At 67.0% G+C, this 16207-nt stretch carries 9 protein-coding genes and 1 riboswitch; of the genes, 5 read left to right on the top strand and 4 right to left on the bottom strand.

Annotation, left to right across the window (positions count from 1 at the left end):
* Positions 1-83 precede the first annotated feature (83 nt).
* Entirely contained in the window at positions 84-4967 is a 4884-nt protein-coding gene (locus ACUXVE_RS11785; RefSeq protein WP_445514455.1) for a fibronectin type III domain-containing protein, read from the bottom strand.
* Positions 4968-5337: 370 nt separating this feature from the next.
* Here ACUXVE_RS11785 and ACUXVE_RS11790 point away from each other — a divergent pair, with 370 nt between their 5' ends.
* A complete protein-coding gene (locus ACUXVE_RS11790; protein WP_445514456.1) occupies positions 5338-6018 on the top strand; it encodes an alpha/beta fold hydrolase in 681 nt (226 codons plus the stop codon).
* On the opposite strand, the gene ACUXVE_RS11795 is transcribed toward ACUXVE_RS11790, so the two are convergent.
* Both ACUXVE_RS11795 and ACUXVE_RS11800 read right to left on the bottom strand, forming a co-directional pair.
* On the bottom strand, positions 6015-6500 hold the full coding sequence (locus ACUXVE_RS11795; protein WP_093818636.1) for a hypothetical protein: 486 nt from the start codon (positions 6498-6500) through the stop codon (positions 6015-6017). The genes ACUXVE_RS11790 and ACUXVE_RS11795 overlap by 4 nt on opposite strands.
* Before the next feature lie 21 nt (positions 6501-6521).
* A complete protein-coding gene (locus tag ACUXVE_RS11800; protein WP_222388574.1) occupies positions 6522-8618 on the bottom strand; it encodes a catalase in 2097 nt (698 codons plus the stop codon).
* A 118-nt stretch (positions 8619-8736) separates the two neighbouring features.
* Here ACUXVE_RS11800 and ACUXVE_RS11805 point away from each other — a divergent pair, with 118 nt between their 5' ends.
* The 3 genes from ACUXVE_RS11805 (at position 8737) to ACUXVE_RS11815 (ending at position 11424) form a co-directional block, all read left to right on the top strand.
* Entirely contained in the window at positions 8737-9459 is a 723-nt protein-coding gene (locus tag ACUXVE_RS11805; RefSeq protein ID WP_222388575.1) for an AraC family transcriptional regulator, read from the top strand.
* A gap of 81 nt (positions 9460-9540) precedes the next feature.
* Positions 9541-10911, top strand: coding sequence for an amino acid permease (locus ACUXVE_RS11810; RefSeq protein ID WP_032951979.1), 1371 nt, complete (start codon positions 9541-9543; stop codon positions 10909-10911).
* A gap of 102 nt (positions 10912-11013) precedes the next feature.
* Positions 11014-11424, top strand: coding sequence for a VOC family protein (locus ACUXVE_RS11815; RefSeq protein WP_445514457.1), 411 nt, complete (start codon positions 11014-11016; stop codon positions 11422-11424).
* Positions 11425-11524: 100 nt separating this feature from the next.
* Here the strand turns inward: ACUXVE_RS11815 and gcvP are convergent, their stop codons facing one another.
* Positions 11525-14392, bottom strand: a complete 2868-nt coding sequence (gene gcvP, locus ACUXVE_RS11820; RefSeq protein WP_093818633.1) for an aminomethyl-transferring glycine dehydrogenase — start codon at positions 14390-14392, stop codon at positions 11525-11527.
* Between the two features lie 61 nt (positions 14393-14453).
* A riboswitch (glycine riboswitch) is annotated at positions 14454-14556 on the bottom strand.
* 299 nt (positions 14557-14855) lie between these two features.
* Between gcvP and ACUXVE_RS11825 the strand changes: the two genes are divergently transcribed.
* Positions 14856-16082: a multidrug effflux MFS transporter gene (locus ACUXVE_RS11825; RefSeq protein ID WP_222388577.1), complete on the top strand. Its 1227-nt coding sequence runs from the start codon at positions 14856-14858 to the stop codon at positions 16080-16082.
* The last annotated feature ends 125 nt before the right edge of the window (positions 16083-16207 follow it).

Here is a 16207-nt window from a genome sequence, read left to right on the forward strand (position 1 = left end):
CGCGTCCTGCGGCGGGGGCGCAAGTATCGCCGATCCGGCATGCCCCCCAAAAGCGGCGGCGGCATGCCGGTTCCAGGACAGGCTCAGCGCGGTGCGGCGCTGGCCTGCGGCGGGCAACGACGCGGGTTGCAGCGTTGCTTGCCGGTGGCGTCGGTGCTGCCGACAGCGCCGGTCGCGGCAGCGCCGCCGGCGGCACCGTAGCCGACACGCAGTCCGATGCTGCTGGCACGACCCGAGCCACGGGCCTGTTCATGGCCCAGCAGCAGCGACATGAACCAGCCACGCTGCAGGCGCACGTCCATGCCGGCGGCAATCGACAACGCATGGTCGTTGTAGCTCTGCATGCGCAGCTGATAGTCCTGCGCACGTGGGCCCACCGCGTAGTTCAGGTACGCATCGCCCTTGTCATCCAGCGCCTGGCGGTACTCGATGCTCCAGAACGGACGCACACGCGCTTCCGGGTCTGCCTGCAGATACGCACCCTCCAACCCCAGCGCAACCGCGCTGTTGCGCACCACCTGCTCGCGATAGACCAGGTCATACAGGCCTGCGCCATTCTCGCGGTAGCTGTCCAGCGTACTGCGGCTTGTTTCAATACGGCCGTAACCGGTCAGCGTCATCCCCGCGTTGCGGTGTTCGTAGCCGACGGCCAGCGAACCAAACCATTGGTCACCATCACGCGTGCCCTGTGCGAAGGCATCAGCGTCCGCGCTCCAGCGGCGGATATCGAAATCCAGCGTGCCGGTCGCGATCACACCATCGACGAACAGGTGGTCGCCACCGCGCCACAGGCCGTAGGCGGCCAGCGAACGTTGATCGGATTTCACCCGCGCATCGCTGCCCTCCATGTCGCTGTTGTTGCGGCCGATACTACCGGCGACGCCGAACAGGAACTGGTCACCGAAGGCACGGTCCACACCCACGCTGAGGCCATCGGTGCGGAAGTCGTAGCTGCTGTGACCGGCACCGGTACCATAGCTGGCGCTGCCCGAAGCCCACATGCCCCAGCCGGCAGGAAGTGCGGGCAGCGCGTCGCCACCCAGCCGCGACATCGGCACCGACACGCTGGGCAGATCATTGCCACCGCTGTAGCTCAACGACAACTGGTTGCTCGACGCGTTGCTGCCGCTACGCACCTGGCGCAGGCGGTCGCGGATGTTGGCCTGCTGTGCGCTGGCGAAGCGTACGCTGGCATCGACCTGCGCCTGCACGTTGGCGATCACGCCGGGGTCGCGGCTCGGATCCGGGCGCTGGCTGACCACCAGGCGCAACTGCGCGGTGCCCGCCGCAAAGCCACCGGCGGCGGCCTGGCTGACGGTGAGAACGGCCACGCCTTCGCCGACCACGGTGACGGTACGGCCCTGTACGCTGGCGACCGACGTATTGCTGCTGCTGTAGCTGAAGGCGCCGCGGCTGGGGCTCTGCGGATCAACCAGGTCGAACGCCGCTTCACCGAACACCTTGTGCAGTTCCTGCGGCCACTGCAGCACCGGCACAGCGGCGGTGATGTCCACGTCCAGCGTCGCCTGCACGGCGGCCTGGTATTGCGCGTTGCCCGCCTGGTTGGCGGTCAGGCTGCAACGTCCAGCTGCCAGCATCACTACGGCGTTGCCTTCCACGCGGCATATGTCAGGGGTGGTGCTGGCGAAGACCACCGGACTGCCCGACGCGCCGCCGTTGGCGGAGACTGAGAAGCGACCATCGACGCTGTAAACCGGCGCCGTGGGATTGGCCACGAATGCGGTGATCTGCTGGACGGCCTCGATCACCTGCAGGGTGAATGCCTGGCTGGCGGTGAAGTTGTTGGCGTCGGTGACAGTCACGGTGAAGGCATAGCTGCCGGCGCCCGTCGGCGTGCCGGAGAACGTGCCGTCGCTGCCCAGGCTCAGACCGGAAGGCAGAGCGCCGGACGTCACCTGGAAAGCATACGGCGCGGCACCGCCGGAAACCTGCAGTTGCTGTGTGTAGGCAACGGCGGTCGACGACTGCGGCAGGCTCGACAACGCGAAGCCGATCTGCGGTGCGGCTACCACCACGGTGTAGCTGCGGGTAGCGGAGAACGGACCGGTACCGGTGCTGCTGTCGGTGGCGGTGATGTCGAAGCTGTAGCTGCCGGCCGTGGTCGGATTGCCGCTGAGCTCGCCGCTGGCCGACAGGCTGATGCCTGGCGGCAGTGCGCCGACCGGCTGGTAGCTGTAGGGTGCCGCGCCTCCACTGCTGGACAGGGTCTGCTGATAGCTGCTGCCGGCCGTGGCGCTGGCCAGCGTGGCCGGTGTCAACGCCAGCGTCGCTGCGCCGACGGTGATGCTGACCGTAGCCGGTGCCGAGGTCATGTTGCCGTCGGTCGCGGTGTAGGTGAAGGTATCGGGCCCGGCGTAACCCACGGTCGGCGTGTAGGTGGGCGTGATGCCGGAGAGCGTCAGGTTGCCGTGCGTCGGCGCGCTGCCGACGGTTACCTGCGTGGCCACGCCACTGATGCTCAGAGTGATGGTGCTGGGCGTGCCATAGGGTACCGCGGCGGTGGAGTTGCTGGCGACGATGGCATCGGCCGCCACCGCTGCATTGGACGCGGTGGACGGGCCACCGGTGCCGGCGCTGTTGCTGGCAGTGACGGTAAAGGTATAGGACTGGCCGACCGTGAGGCCGCTGACCGTGAGTGGGCTGGCCGCACCAAATGCAGTGATGCCACCGGGGCTGGAGGTCACCGTGTAGCCGCTGATGGTGGCGCCACCGTTGCCCGCCGGTGCGGTGAACGCCACCCTGATTTCACCGGTGCCCGATGGCGTCGCGTTGACCGCTGTAGGCGCGCCCGGCGCCACGGCATTGACGGTGAACGACTGGGTGACCTGGGCCGCAGCCAGATAGGCGCTGTCGCCCGGCTGATTGGCATTGATGGTGCAGGTGCCGGCGCTCAGGAACGCCAGGGTGCCGCTGCTGATCGTGCAGACGCCAGCGGTGGACGAAGTGAGCGACACCGGCAGATTCGACGTCGACGTGGCCGTCAGCGTCGGTGTCGTGCCGTAGTTCTGTGCACCCGGATTGGCGAAGGTGATGGTCTGCGGCGAGGCGGGAATGATGGCGTTGGAGGCGGATGATCCGCTGCCGGTGCCGGCACTGTTGGTGGCCGTCACGGAGAAGGTATAGCTCACGCCGTTGGTAAGGCCGGTCACGGTGATCGGCGAACCGCCACCGGTGCCGGTGGCACCGCCTGGGTTTGCAGTAACGGTGTAGCCGGTGATGGCAGCGCCTCCGCTGCTGGCGGGGGCGCTGAACGTCACTGTCGCTTGGCCATCGCCCGCCGTCGCGGTGCCCATGGTGGGTGCGGTCGGCACGACGGCATTGACCGTGAAGCTCCGCGCAACGGTGGGTGCCGCAGCGAACGTTCCGTTTCCACTCTGGTCGGCATCGATGCTGCAGGTGCCGGCGGTGGTGAACGTCAGTGCGCCGCCGCTGGTGATCGTGCACACGCCGGTGGTGTTGGAGGTGAACGTCACCGGCAGGCCGGAGCTGCTGCTGGCGGTCAACGTCGGCGAGGTGCCGAAGTTCTGCGAGCCGGGATTGTTGAAGGTGATGGTCTGCGTGCCCTTCGGTGTGACGGCACTGGAGCTGGCCGATGGTGCGCCGGTGCCGATGGCATTGGTTGCGGTAACGGTGAAGGTGTAGGTCGTGCCGTTGTCCAAGCCAGTGACGACCAGTGGCGAGCCCGCGCCCGAGGCGGTGAAGCCACCCGGTGCGGAGGTTGCCGTGTAACTGGTGATGGCCGAACCACCGTTGCTTGCCGGTGCGGTGAAGGCCAGCGACACCTGGCCGTTGCCGGCCGTGGGCGCACCGATGGTCGGCGCATCTGGTGCGACGGCGTTGACGGCAAAGGAACGACTGACCGTGGGCGCGGGATTCCAGGCGGAATCGCCAGCCTGGTGGGCATCAATGGTGCAGATGCCCGTGGTGGCAAAGGTCAGGGTGCCGCCACCGGTGATGCTGCACACCCCCGTGGTGCTGGAGGTGAACGTCGCTGCAAGGCCGGACGTGGTGGAAGCGGTCAATGTCGGGTTGCTGCCGAAAGCCTGCGCACCTGGATCGGCGAAGGAGATCGTCTGGTCACCCTTGGGGATTGCCGGTGCCGAGGCCGCCGAAGGTTCGCTGGTCCCGATCGAATTGGTAGCTGTGACCCTGAACGTGTACGAGGTGCCATTGGTCAATCCGGTCACCACCAGCGGAGAACTGCTGCCGTTGGCGAGCAGGCCGCCAGGTGAGGAGGTCACGGTGTATCCGGTGATGGTCGCGCCGCCATTGTCGGCAGGGGCTGTGAAGCTCACCGATGCCTGCGCATTGCCGGCCGTCGCAGCACCGATCTGTGGAGCGTCCGGTGCCTCAGGCACCGGCACCGGATCGATCACCAGGTTGTTGATCGTGTGCCAACTGGGGTTTCCGCTGGCGGTGTACAGGCGGACCTCATCGACGTTGGTGAAGTACGGCAGAGTGACCTGCACTGAACTGAAATCTGCCTTGTAGGCTTCGAATGATGTCGAGGCGACCTGACGACCATTGCGAAAGCCCGCGACGATGATCGGGGCACTACTGGTCTCCCCCCAGTTGTAGTAGCGGAATGCCGTCAGCTGGAACTCCTTGCCGTCGGCAGAGCGGACAATCATGCCGCGATAGCCATCGACAAGCGCGGCGTCGGTCAGACCGTCGAAGTTGTCACTGTCATAGAGCGCCGCCGCCGATTGCCAGCCGATCATGCCGGAGGGCGTACCGTTGCTGTCGGAGATATGGCCGATCTGGATGCTGAGCCCGGGTATGGGGGCGGAGCCGCCCTGGCCGCTGCTGGCAATGGGGCCGCCGAGACCGCCGTTGTTGCTGAACGTCAGGACCGTAGGTGCGGCATGCGCGGTCAGCGCCACGGCAAGGCACAGCAACAGCAGCGCCGCCCGCAGCAGCGGACGGGCAAAGTTTGGTGCGGACATGCGATCCCCCTGATCAATCCACGAATGTCAGCCACCGCACTGCGCTTGGGCGCCTCTGCCGGTGGGCCGTTCCTTCCTGTCAGATTCCCGATGTCGGCCGGGTTGCCGGTCGACAGTCCATTGCCGTGATGCAATTTCCGTGCCGTGGCACGTCCTTCCTCAATCCCCTGGGCCACCGCTGGCGACCCGTGTGGCGGCGATTCTATCCGTTTCTTCGCCGTTGCCAACGGGGGCTTCTGAACCGGTCATGCCGCATGCCCGCGTACCCCTGCGTATGGCGTACCTGTGCGCGTTCGATCATGCTTGATGTCCTCCGTTGCGGACATGGGCCGGTTTCGCATTGAGTGCGGGGTTGACACTGCAGGTCGTCATGTTGCCGGGGCTGGATGGCACCGGGCGGCTGTCAGTGCCTTTTCTGGGGGCGCTGCGCACAGGTGGACTCGATGCGCGCGTACTGGCGCTGCCCAGCGTGGGGGCGCAGGACTACAGAACATTGGCAGAGGTGGTACGTCCGCAACTGCCTGCGCAGCCGTTCGTGCTTGTTGCCGAGTCCTTTGCCGGCCCTCTTGCGGTTGAACTGGCCGCAGGCCTGCTTCCCGGTCTCCGGGGGCTGGTGTTGTGCACGACCTTCGCACGGCGGCCGGTGCCATTGCCCCCCGCCGCCGCGATGGCGCTTGCGCCTGCATGGCCGATGCCGCCGTTGCCGCTGCTGGCGCGACTGCTGCTGGGGCAGTGGCGCACCGGCGAGCACATGTCGATGCTGCGCGATGCGTTGGCTCAGGTTCCAGCGACCACGTTGCGGCAGCGCGCCGCAGCGACCCTGCGGGTCGACGTACGCGCATTGCTGCCGCAGATCGGGGTGCCGACGCTGTGCCTGCAGGCAGGCCATGACCGGCTGCTGTGGCCGCCGAGCGTAGCCGAGCTGCAGACCCTGCTGCCGGACGCGCGGCACGTGGCCCTGGACGGGCCGCATCTGCTGCTGCAGGCCTGTGCCGAACCGGCCGCCGCGGTGGTGGCCGGTTGGGTGAGGGCGCTACCCGCTACCGGCTAACTGCCGGCGCGGGTGCGTGCGGCCTTCTTCGCGGCAGTCTTGCGTACCGCCTTTTTTGCTGCACGGGTTTTCGCGGCCTTCTTCGCTGCGGTGCTGCGTGAGGCGCTCTTCTGCGTTGCCTTCCCGGCGGCCGCCTTCTTTGCGGGGGCCTTCTTCACCGCCTTCTTTGCAGCCTTCTTTGCAGCCTTCTTTGCAGGTGTCTTCTTAGCAGGCGTCTTTTTCGCGGCGGTCTTCTTCGCCACCTTCTTCGCCGGCGCCTTGCTTGCGGAAGTCTTCTTCGCCGTTGTCTTTCTGGCCACCTTCTTCGTTGCCTTGCGCGCGCTGCCGCTGCGCTTGCCACCCCCATCCTGCTTGTTCACGGTGGCCCAGGCGATACGCTCGGCGGTGCCTTCACTGGCACCGCGTTCGCGCTCACTCTCTTCGATATGCTCGGCCTGGCGCTTCTGCTTGTCGGTATAGGCGGATTTGTCACCACGGGGCATGGGGATTCTCCTGTCGGATGGTCAGGCCAGCAGGCGCAGCTTCGGCTCGCGAGCCCACTGGCGGGTGGCGGCAGCGGTGAGGAAGGCCTTGCTGTCCTCGGCCTCCACGGTGCCGGCATCGTTGCCGACGCGCGCTGCCTTCAACAGGGCCTGTGCGCCTTCGTCACTGGCGATGGCTTTCAGGTGCGCCCAGGCATCGCTGACAAAGCCCACGGCTGCCGCTTCCTTGGCCAAGGCCTTGCCGGCGTCGGCACTCAGCACGACCGCCACTGCGTCGAACACTACCGACGGGGTACCGGCCAACTGTCCGTCGGCGGCCTGTACTTTGCCGTCGCTGAGCGTGGCGCCACCGACTTTCGGTGCGACCAGCTTGACGCTGGCGCCGGCCTTTTCGGCGGACTTGCGCAGAGTGGCGATCACCCGTGCATCGGAGCCCTCGTCGAACAGGATGCCGATGCAGCGCCCCTGCAGCAGGGGCTTGTTGCGGCCGATCACGCGGACCTCGGGTGCGGCGGGCAGGTCCTGTGCTGGGGTTGCCGTCGGTGCCGGGGCGGGCAGGGTGCCCAGTGCCAGCCCGTCGGCCACGCGCTTGGCCAGGCCTTCGTCGATGTTGCGCAGATGGCTGACGGTGCGCACGCGCACCTTCTCGGTTTCCACCTTCGACAGCTCGAACACCAGCGCCGAGGCCAGGTGCGCCTGTTCCGGTTTTTCCAGGCTGCGGAAGAACATCCGCGCCTGGCTGTAGTGGTCGGCAAAGCTCTCCGCGCGGGTGCGGCCCTTGCGCCCATCATCGGCACTGGCGTGGCTGCGGAAACCGGCGGGCGTTTCGCGCGGGCTGTCCTCTTGCAGCGAACTGGGGTCGTAGGCCACGCGCCCCTTCGGCACCTGCATCTGCATGTGGCCATCGCGCTGGTGGTTGGCGAAGGGGCACTTCGGTGCGTTGATCGGAATCTGGTTGAAGTTCGGTCCGCCCAGGCGGATCAGCTGGGTATCCAGGTAGGAGAACAGCCGCCCCTGCAGCAGCGGGTCGTTGCTGAAATCGATGCCCGGTGGCACGTTGGCCGGGCAGAAGGCGACCTGCTCGGTTTCGGCGAAGAAGTTGTCCGGCCAGCGGTCCAGCACCATGCGTCCGATCACCTGCAGCGGCACCAGCGACTCGGGGATGATCTTGGTCGGGTCCAGGTGGTCGAAGGGGAAGCCATCGGCCTGTTCTTCGGTGAACAGCTGCACGGCCAGCTCCCACTCGGGGAAGTCGCCGCGCTGGATCGCCTCGAACAGGTCGCGGCGGTGGAAATCGTTGTCGGCGGCCTGCAGCTTCAGCGCCTCGTCCCAGACGGTGGACTGCAGCCCCAGCTTCGGCCGCCAGTGGAACTTGACGAAGGTGGAGTTCCCTTCTTCATCCAGCAGGCGGAAGCTGTGGATGCCGAAGCCTTCGATGGTGCGCAGCGAGCGCGGAATCGTGCGGTCGCTCATCGCCCACATGATCATGTGCATCGATTCGGGCATCAGCGAGACGAAATCCCAGAACGTGTCGTGTGCGCTGGCCGCCTGCGGGAAGGCGCGGTCCGGTTCCATCTTCACCGCATGGATCAGGTCGGGGAACTTGATCGCGTCCTGGATGAAGAACACCGGAATGTTGTTGCCGACCAGGTCCCAGTTGCCTTCCCCGGTGTAGAACTTCACCGCAAAGCCGCGCACGTCGCGCGGGGTGTCGACCGAGCCGGCGCCGCCGGCAACCGTGGAGAAGCGGGTGAACACCGGCGTCTTCACCCCGACCTCGGTGAGGATCTTCGCCCGGGTCACCTTGCCCAGCGACCGGGTCAGCTCGAAGAAGCCGTGGGCAGCCGAACCGCGCGCGTGGACGATGCGCTCGGGAATACGCTCGTGGTCGAAGTGGGTGATCTTCTCGCGCAGCAGGAAGTCTTCCAGCAGGGTGGGGCCACGCGGTCCCTGGCGCAGGGAGTTCTGGTTGTCGGCAACCGGAATGCCCTGGTTGCTGGTCAGTACCGGATGGGCGCCTCCTGCGAGCTGATGCAGTTCATCGCCCTGGCCGCGGCTGTCACGGTCAGCGGAGGTGGTGGCGGGAGCGCGCTTGCCGGTCGGCTTGCTGGCGGCCATGGAGGATCTCCTGGAGCGGGTAGGGGGCAGACCCCAGACAGTGGCGCCGCCGGCGTTAATGCACGGTCCCGTGGGAGTGAACGCGCAGACAAATCGGCGGCTCGGGTATGCTTGCCGCATGCGAGTCGAACCCGCCGACATCGAAGCCCTGTTCGACGCCATTCCGGACGTGCTGTTCTTCATGAAGGACCGCCAGGGCCGCTACACCTACGTCAACCAGACCATGCTGCGACGGCTGGGCCTGCGTGCGCGCAAGGACGTGATCGGACGCACCGCGGCCGAGATCTACCCCACCGGCCTGAGTGCGGACTATGTCGACCAGGACGCACGCGTGCTGTCCGGCGAGGTGATCGAGAACCTGATGGAGCTGCACCTGTTCGCCAACCGCGAACCGGGCTGGTGCCTGACCTGCAAACGCCCGCTGCTGGTGGACGGGCAGGTCGAGGGGCTGATCGGCATTTCCCGCGACCTTGGCCAGAAGGACAGCCTCGGGACCCAGTACGAGCAGCTTCGTCTGGCCTTGGCCCACCTCAATATGCACTACGCCGAGAACGTGCGGATGCAGACGCTGCTGGACATCACCGGATTCTCGCTGTCCAAGCTGGAGCGCAGCTTCCGCAAGGTGTTCCAGATGACGCCGCAGCAGGTGCTGACCCGGCTGCGGATCCAGATGGCCATGCACCTGCTGCATGGCAACGAGAGCATCGCCTGCATCGGCCAGGCCTGCGGTTTCAGCGACCAGAGCGCGTTCACCCGCAAGTTCAAGGCTGAAACCGGTTTCTCCCCGCGTGCCTACCGCGCCCGCATCGGCGGCAATGTCGGCGAGCCGGTACCGGCCTGAGTTTCCTGCTGCGCTGTGCCTATCCCCGCGGCGGCTGGACACGGTAAGGTGTCGCCCTTGTAGCCGCCGCCAGCCCTGCCGATGCCCGCCACCCCCGATACCACCGCTTCGCCCTCCCGCCTCGGCCATTCGCTCAAGCCACGCCAGCTGATCATGATGGGGCTGGGCAGCGCCATCGGCGCCGGCCTGTTCCTCGGCTCCGGCGTGGGCGTGCAGGCGGCTGGCCCGGCGGTGCTGGTGTCCTACCTGGTGGCCGGCGCGCTGGTGATCATCGTGATGAACGCGCTGGGGGAAATGGCTGCGGCCAAGCCGACCAGCGGTGCGTTCTCGGTGTATGCGGCCGATGCCATGGGCGCCACCGCCGGCGCCACCGTGGGCTGGCTGTGGTGGGTGCAGCTGGTCATCGTGATCGCCGCCGAGGCGGTGGGTGCGGCCGGATTGCTGGCCACGGTCTGGCCGGTGGTGCCGGTACCGATGGCGGCATTGGCCTTCATGCTGTTCTTCACCGCGATCAACCTGCTCGGGGTGAAGAACTTCGGCGAGTTCGAATTCTGGTTCGCCATCCTCAAGGTGGCGGCGATCCTGGCCTTCATCGCCGTGGGCGTGGCGCTGCTGATGGGCTGGCTGCCGCAGGTGGCCTCGCCAGGCCTGAGCAACTTCACCGAGCACGGTGGCTTCGCACCGAAGGGACTGGCCGGCATCGGCGCGGCGCTGCTGGTGGTGGTGTTCGCCTTCGGTGGCACCGAAATCGTGGCCGTCGCTGCGGCGGAGACCGAAGACCCCGAGCGCAGCATCGCCCGTGCCATCCGCACCGTGGCCTGGCGCATCCTGGTGTTCTACATCGGTTCGCTGAGCGTGATCATCGCCGTGGTGCCGTGGACCAGCGAAGCGCTGAAGTCGCCGTTTGCCGCGGTTCTTGATGTCGCCAATATTCCGGGCGCGGCCACCGCCATCACCCTGATCGCGGTGATCGCCCTGCTGTCAGCGCTCAATGCCAACCTCTACGGCGCCTCGCGCATGATGTATTCGCTGGCGCAACGCCGCGAAGCACCGGCCGTGCTGGGCTGGACCGATCCGCGCCAGGTGCCGGTGATCGCGGTGCTGGCCAGCGTCCTGTTCGGCTTTGCCGCCACCATCATGGAACTGCTGTTCCCGGACAAGGTGTTGCCGGTGCTGCTGAACATCGTCGGCTCCACCTGCCTGCTGGTGTGGACGTTGTCGCTGGTCTCGCAGCTGGTGCTGCGCCGTCGCGCCGACCGCCTGGGCACGCGCCTGCCGTTCCGCATGGCGGGCTTCCCGTGGCTGACTGTCTGTGCGCTGGCGATCCTGGCGCTGATCTTCGGCCTGCTGCTGAGTGAAGCGCATACGCGCCTGCAGTTCCTGTCGATGGTGGCACTGACAGCGACCATCGCGGCCAGCAGCGCCATCGCCCGGCGCATGCGCGAGGCGTGATGGGGCCGCCGGGCATGGCCCGGCGCTACCACGGGGGCTGCACATCCGCCGTGCCATCCTGATCGGGTGGGCCATCACCGGCCCGACGATCGGGAGCACCGCATGCTGCGCAGCCGTCCCTTCCTGATGTTCACCGGCCAGGCCGAAGCGGCGCTGGCCCTGTATGCCGAAGCCTTCGCCGAATTCCGCCTGCTGGCCCTGCAGCGCCACCCGGACGGAGCGGTTGCGGGCGTGCCCGGGCAGGTTCGCCAGGCCATTTTCCTGCTCGGCGGCACCCACTACCTGTGCTTTGACAGCCTGGATGTGCACGACTTCACCTTCACGCCCTCGATGTCGCTGTTCGTCGAGTGTTCCGGCGCCGAATCATTCGAGCGTGCCGCGCGCGTGCTGGGTGACGGCGGGCACTGGCTGATGCCGGTGGGCGAGCAGGATTTCAGCAGCCGCTACGGCTGGGTGCAGGACCGCTTCGGCGTGTCGTGGCAGTTGAGCCTGGGACAGATGCCCGACCCATGATGCGTTCTGCCGCTGTGCTCGCCGGGCATGGCCCGGCGCTACCGGAAAACAAGAACGGCCCGCTTGCGCGGGCCGTTCTCATTTCCGATGCCGCGATGGCTTACGCCTCGACTTCGTCATCCTTGTAGGCATCGACCGGGATGCAGGCACACATCACGTTCTTGTCGCCGTACACGTTGTCGACGCGGGCCACCGGCGGCCAGTACTTCTGCAGCTTCAGGCTCGGCAGCGGGAAGGCGGCCAGCTCGCGCGGGTAGGCGTGGGTCCACTCGCTGGCGGTCACGGCCGTGGCCGTGTGTGGAGCATTCTTCAGCGGGTTGTCCTCGCGGTCCAGGCGGCCGTCTTCGATCGCGGTGATCTCTTCGCGGATCTGGATCATCGCGTCGATGAAGCGGTCCAGCTCGTGCAGCGATTCGCTTTCGGTCGGTTCGACCATCAGCGTGCCGGCCACCGGGAAGCTCAGGGTCGGGGCATGGAAGCCGAAGTCGATCAGGCGCTTGGCCACGTCTTCGGCACCGATGCCGCTGGCCTTCTCCAGCGGACGCACGTCCAGGATGCACTCGTGCGCGACCAGGCCGTTGCGACCGGTGTACAGGGTCTTGAAGTGCGGGGCCAGGCGCTTGGCGATGTAGTTGGCGTTGAGCTGGGCGACCTGGGTGGCCTTGCGCAGGCCCTCGGTGCCCATCATCGCGATGTACATCCAGCTGATCGGCAGGATCGAGGCGCTGCCGAAGCTGGCGGCGCTGACCATGCCGACCGGACCGTTGTCACCCAGCTTGCCCGGCAGGAACGGGGCAAGGTGCGACTTGACCGCACACGGGCCAACGCCCGGGCCGCCGCCGCCGTGCGGGATGCAGAAGGTCTTGTGCAGGTTCAGGTGCGAAACGTCCGAACCCCACTTGCCCGGCTTGGCCACGCCGACCAGGGCGTTCATGTTGGCGCCGTCGGTGTACACCTGGCCGCCATGCTTGTGGATGATCTCGCAGATCTCCACCACCTCTTCCTCGAACACGCCGTGCGTGGACGGGTAGGTCATCATGATCGCGGCCAGGCGGTCGCTGTACTTCTCGGCGTTGAGGCGGATGTCTTCAACGTCGACGTTGCCGTTGGCATCGGTCTTGGTGACCACGACCTTCATGCCGCACATCTGCGCCGAGGCCGGGTTGGTGCCATGCGCCGAATCCGGGATCAGGCAGATGTCACGGTGATCTTCGCCACGCGAGCGGTGGTAGGCGCGGATCGCCAGCAGGCCGGCGTATTCGCCCTGCGCACCGGAGTTCGGCTGCAGGCTGACGGCGTCGTAGCCGGTGCACTCGACCAGCATCGCTTCCAGCGAATCGATCAGTTCCTTGTAGCCCAGCGCCTGCTCGGCCGGCACCAGCGGGTGGATCTGCGAGAACTCCGGCCAGGTCACCGGGATCATTTCGGCGGTGGCGTTGAGCTTCATGGTGCACGAGCCCAGCGGGATCATCGTGCGGTCCATCGCCAGGTCCTTGTCGGCCAGCGAACGCAGGTAGCGCAGCAGTTCGTGCTCGCTGTGGTGGGTGTTGAACACCGGGTGGGTCAGGAACGCGGATTGGCGCAGCAGACCGGCCGGCAGCGCATCGGCGGTGCTGGCATCGAGCGCGTCCACATCAACGGTGGCACCGAACAGCGCGCCTACGGCGACGATGTCGGCGCGGGTGGCGGTCTCGTCCAGGCTGATGCCGACCGAACTGCTGTCGATCGCACGCAGGTTGTAGCCGGCGGCACGGGCCTTGGCATGGATCGCGTCGGCGTCGACACCGGTGACGTGCAGCGTGTCGAAGAAGTCGGCACCGACCTGCACACCGGCAGTGCGCAGCGCGCTGGCCAGGATGGCGGCCAGGCGATGGGTGCGGCGGGCGATGCGGGTCAGGCCTTCCGGGCCGTGGTAGACGGCATACATCGAGGCCATCACCGCCAGCAGCACCTGTGCGGTGCAGATGTTGGAGGTGGCCTTCTCGCGGCGGATGTGCTGTTCGCGGGTCTGCAGGGTCAGGCGGTAGGCCGGGTTGCCCTGTGCGTCGATCGAGACGCCGATCAGGCGGCCCGGCATCGAACGCTTGTAGGCGTCACGGCAGGCCATGAACGCCGCATGCGGGCCACCGAAGCCGAACGGCACGCCGAAACGCTGGCTGTTGCCGACCACGATGTCCGCACCCCATTCGCCCGGGGCGGCCAGCAGGGTCAGTGCCAGCAGGTCGGTGGCCACGGCCACCAGGCCGCCGCGCGCGTGCACGGCATCGACCAGCGCCTTGTAGTCGCCCACCTGGCCGAAGGTGTCCGGGTACTGCAGCAGCAGGCCGAAGGCTTCTGCTTCCAGCGCTTCGGCCGGGGTGCCCACGCGCAGCACGATGCCCATGGGCTCGGCGCGGGTGCGCAGCAGTTCCAGCGTCTGCGGGTGCACGGCGTCGTGCACGAAGAAGGTGTCCGACTTCGACTTGGCCGAGCGCTTGGCCAGGGTCATCGCTTCAGCGGCGGCCGTGGCTTCGTCCAGCAGCGAGGCGTTGGCGATTTCCATGCCGGTCAGGTCGGCACACAGGGTCTGGAAGTTGATCAGCGCTTCCATGCGGCCCTGCGAGATTTCCGCCTGGTACGGGGTGTAGGCGGTGTACCAGGCCGGGTTTTCCAGGATGTTGCGCAGGATCACGTTCGGCGTGTGGGTACCGTAGTAGCCCTGGCCGATGAAGCTGCGCAGCACGGTGTTCTTGTCGGCGATCGCGCGGATCTTCGCCAGCGCCTGCACTTCGGTGATCGACTCCGGCAGCGCCAGCGGTGCCGGCGACTTGATCTTGGCCGGCACGATGGCATCGGTCATCGCATCCAGCGAGGCGTGGCCGATGACGCCGAGCATCTGCGCGATCTCGGCATCGTTGGGGCCGATGTGGCGCTCGACGAACGCCGAATGGTGCTCGAGCTCACGCAGGGAAGGGGTGTTCTGGGACATGGCGAAGGATCCGTCAGGAAAGGGCACACGCACGGGCACAAGCCGCCGGTCGGCGGTCTGCGGGCGCCCCTCTGTCCTTTTGCCTGAGAGTTTAAAAGCGCGGAAAACCGCAGCTTCGTGCCCCTTCGGCGCCGGATCGAACCGGTCTCTCCAGAGTTCTGTTACGGGTGGTATCGGGCCTGAGCGATTACGGGCGTTGCGCCTTCGGCAGCGGTGACCTGCTTCTCCCACCGTGTTGCCCGCCGATTATAGCTCGTTGCCGGCGCCTGACGGTGGCCCGGGCTGGCCTCACGGGGCTGAATGGCCGATGGCCCGGGCGTGCGTTCTGTGCATCCTTGCATGGCATCGCGCGCATTCCCCACCTATGATGGTGGGATTCTCGTATTCATCTGGCGCCGTCCCTGCTGCAGGGGATCGGCGCCCGCCGTGCGTGTCATGCATGGCCCTGCCGGACGCTTGCCCGATGACCGCCGCCGTTGCTCCTTCCACCCGCCGCATGGCCCTGTTGCTCGCTGGCCTGGCCATGTTCGGTCCGTTCTCGATCGACACCATCTTTCCCGCGTTTCCGCAGCTGGCCCAGCGCCTGGCGGTGGACGAAGTGGCGGTGCAGCAGACCATCAGCGTCTACCTGCTGTTCTACGGCCTGATGAGCCTGGCCCATGGCCCGCTGTCCGATGCGTGGGGACGCAAGCGGGTGATCCTCGGCGGTCTGGTGATCTTCGTCGGCGCCTCGGTGGGCTGTGCGTTGTCTACCGACCTGACCACGCTGCTGGCGTTCCGCGCACTGCAGGGCCTGTCCGCCGGCGTGGGCATGATCGTTGGCCGCGCGGTGATCCGCGATCTGTACCACGGCCACGACGCGCAGCGGCTGATGAGCCAGGTGTCGATGCTGTTCGGTATCGCCCCGGCCATCGCGCCGATCATCGGTGGCTGGATCCTGCTCAGCGGTGCCGGCTGGCCGCTGATCTTCTGGTTCCTGGTGGTGTTCGCGCTGGTGCTGCTGGCGGCCACCGCGCGCTTCCTGCCGGAAACCCATCCGGTGCAGGCGCGGATCGCCCTGTCGCCACGCACGTTGCTGCGCGATTACGTGCGCATCGGCTTCAACCCGCGGTTCCTGCGCCTGGCCCTGGCCGGCAGCATCGGGTTCGGCGGCATCTTCCTGTACATCTCCTCGGCGCCGGCCATCGTGATGCAGCACCTGCATCTGGGTGAAGGTGGCTTTGCGTGGTTGTTCATTCCCACCATTGGCGGCATGACCACCGGTTCGTTCCTGTCCGGGCGCATGGCCGGGCACAGCACACCGACCCGACAGGTCGCGCTCGGTTTCAGCCTGTGTGCGGTCTCTGCCGTGCTGAACATCGGCTACGTCACCCTGGCGCCGCAGTTCGCGCTGCCGTGGGCGGTGATGCCGATCTTCCTTGGCGGCATGGGCATGGCGCTGATCTTCCCGATCCTGGCGCTGGCGGTGCTGGACATGTATCCGCTGCAGCGCGGCCTGGCGTCGTCGCTGCAGGCGTTCGTGCAGCTGATGATCAGCACCGTGGTGGCCGGCGTGGTATCGCCGCTGCTGCACAACAACCCGCTGCACCTGGCACTGGGACAGGCGGGCTTCTTCGCGGCCGGCTTCGTGTTCTGGTACTGGGAGCACCAGCGCGAGCGCGCATCAGAGGCAGCCAGCACGGCGCATTGAGCGTCGTGCAGGGGTAGGGCGCGTCATCACGCGCGGATCCGTTGCGGCGCTGCGGCCAGGGATTAGGCTGGGGTTTCCAGCGAGCCGGTTCGTGGGTGCACGACAGCCAGCCATTCCGATGTCGT

Source organism: Stenotrophomonas sp. 3(2025) (genome assembly GCF_052665395.1).

Excerpts from the sequence above, each read along its gene's own strand:
- ACUXVE_RS11785 (WP_445514455.1), bottom strand. The coding sequence starts at position 4,967 with ATGTCCGCACCAAACTTTGCCCGTCCGCTGCTGCGGGCGGCGCTGCTG.
- ACUXVE_RS11790 (WP_445514456.1), top strand. The coding sequence starts at position 5,338 with ATGTTGCCGGGGCTGGATGGCACCGGGCGGCTGTCAGTGCCTTTTCTG.
- ACUXVE_RS11795 (WP_093818636.1), bottom strand. The coding sequence starts at position 6,500 with ATGCCCCGTGGTGACAAATCCGCCTATACCGACAAGCAGAAGCGCCAG.
- ACUXVE_RS11800 (WP_222388574.1), bottom strand. The coding sequence starts at position 8,618 with ATGGCCGCCAGCAAGCCGACCGGCAAGCGCGCTCCCGCCACCACCTCC.
- ACUXVE_RS11805 (WP_222388575.1), top strand. The coding sequence starts at position 8,737 with ATGCGAGTCGAACCCGCCGACATCGAAGCCCTGTTCGACGCCATTCCG.
- ACUXVE_RS11810 (WP_032951979.1), top strand. The coding sequence starts at position 9,541 with ATGCCCGCCACCCCCGATACCACCGCTTCGCCCTCCCGCCTCGGCCAT.
- ACUXVE_RS11815 (WP_445514457.1), top strand. The coding sequence starts at position 11,014 with ATGCTGCGCAGCCGTCCCTTCCTGATGTTCACCGGCCAGGCCGAAGCG.
- gcvP (WP_093818633.1), bottom strand. The coding sequence starts at position 14,392 with ATGTCCCAGAACACCCCTTCCCTGCGTGAGCTCGAGCACCATTCGGCG.
- ACUXVE_RS11825 (WP_222388577.1), top strand. The coding sequence starts at position 14,856 with ATGACCGCCGCCGTTGCTCCTTCCACCCGCCGCATGGCCCTGTTGCTC.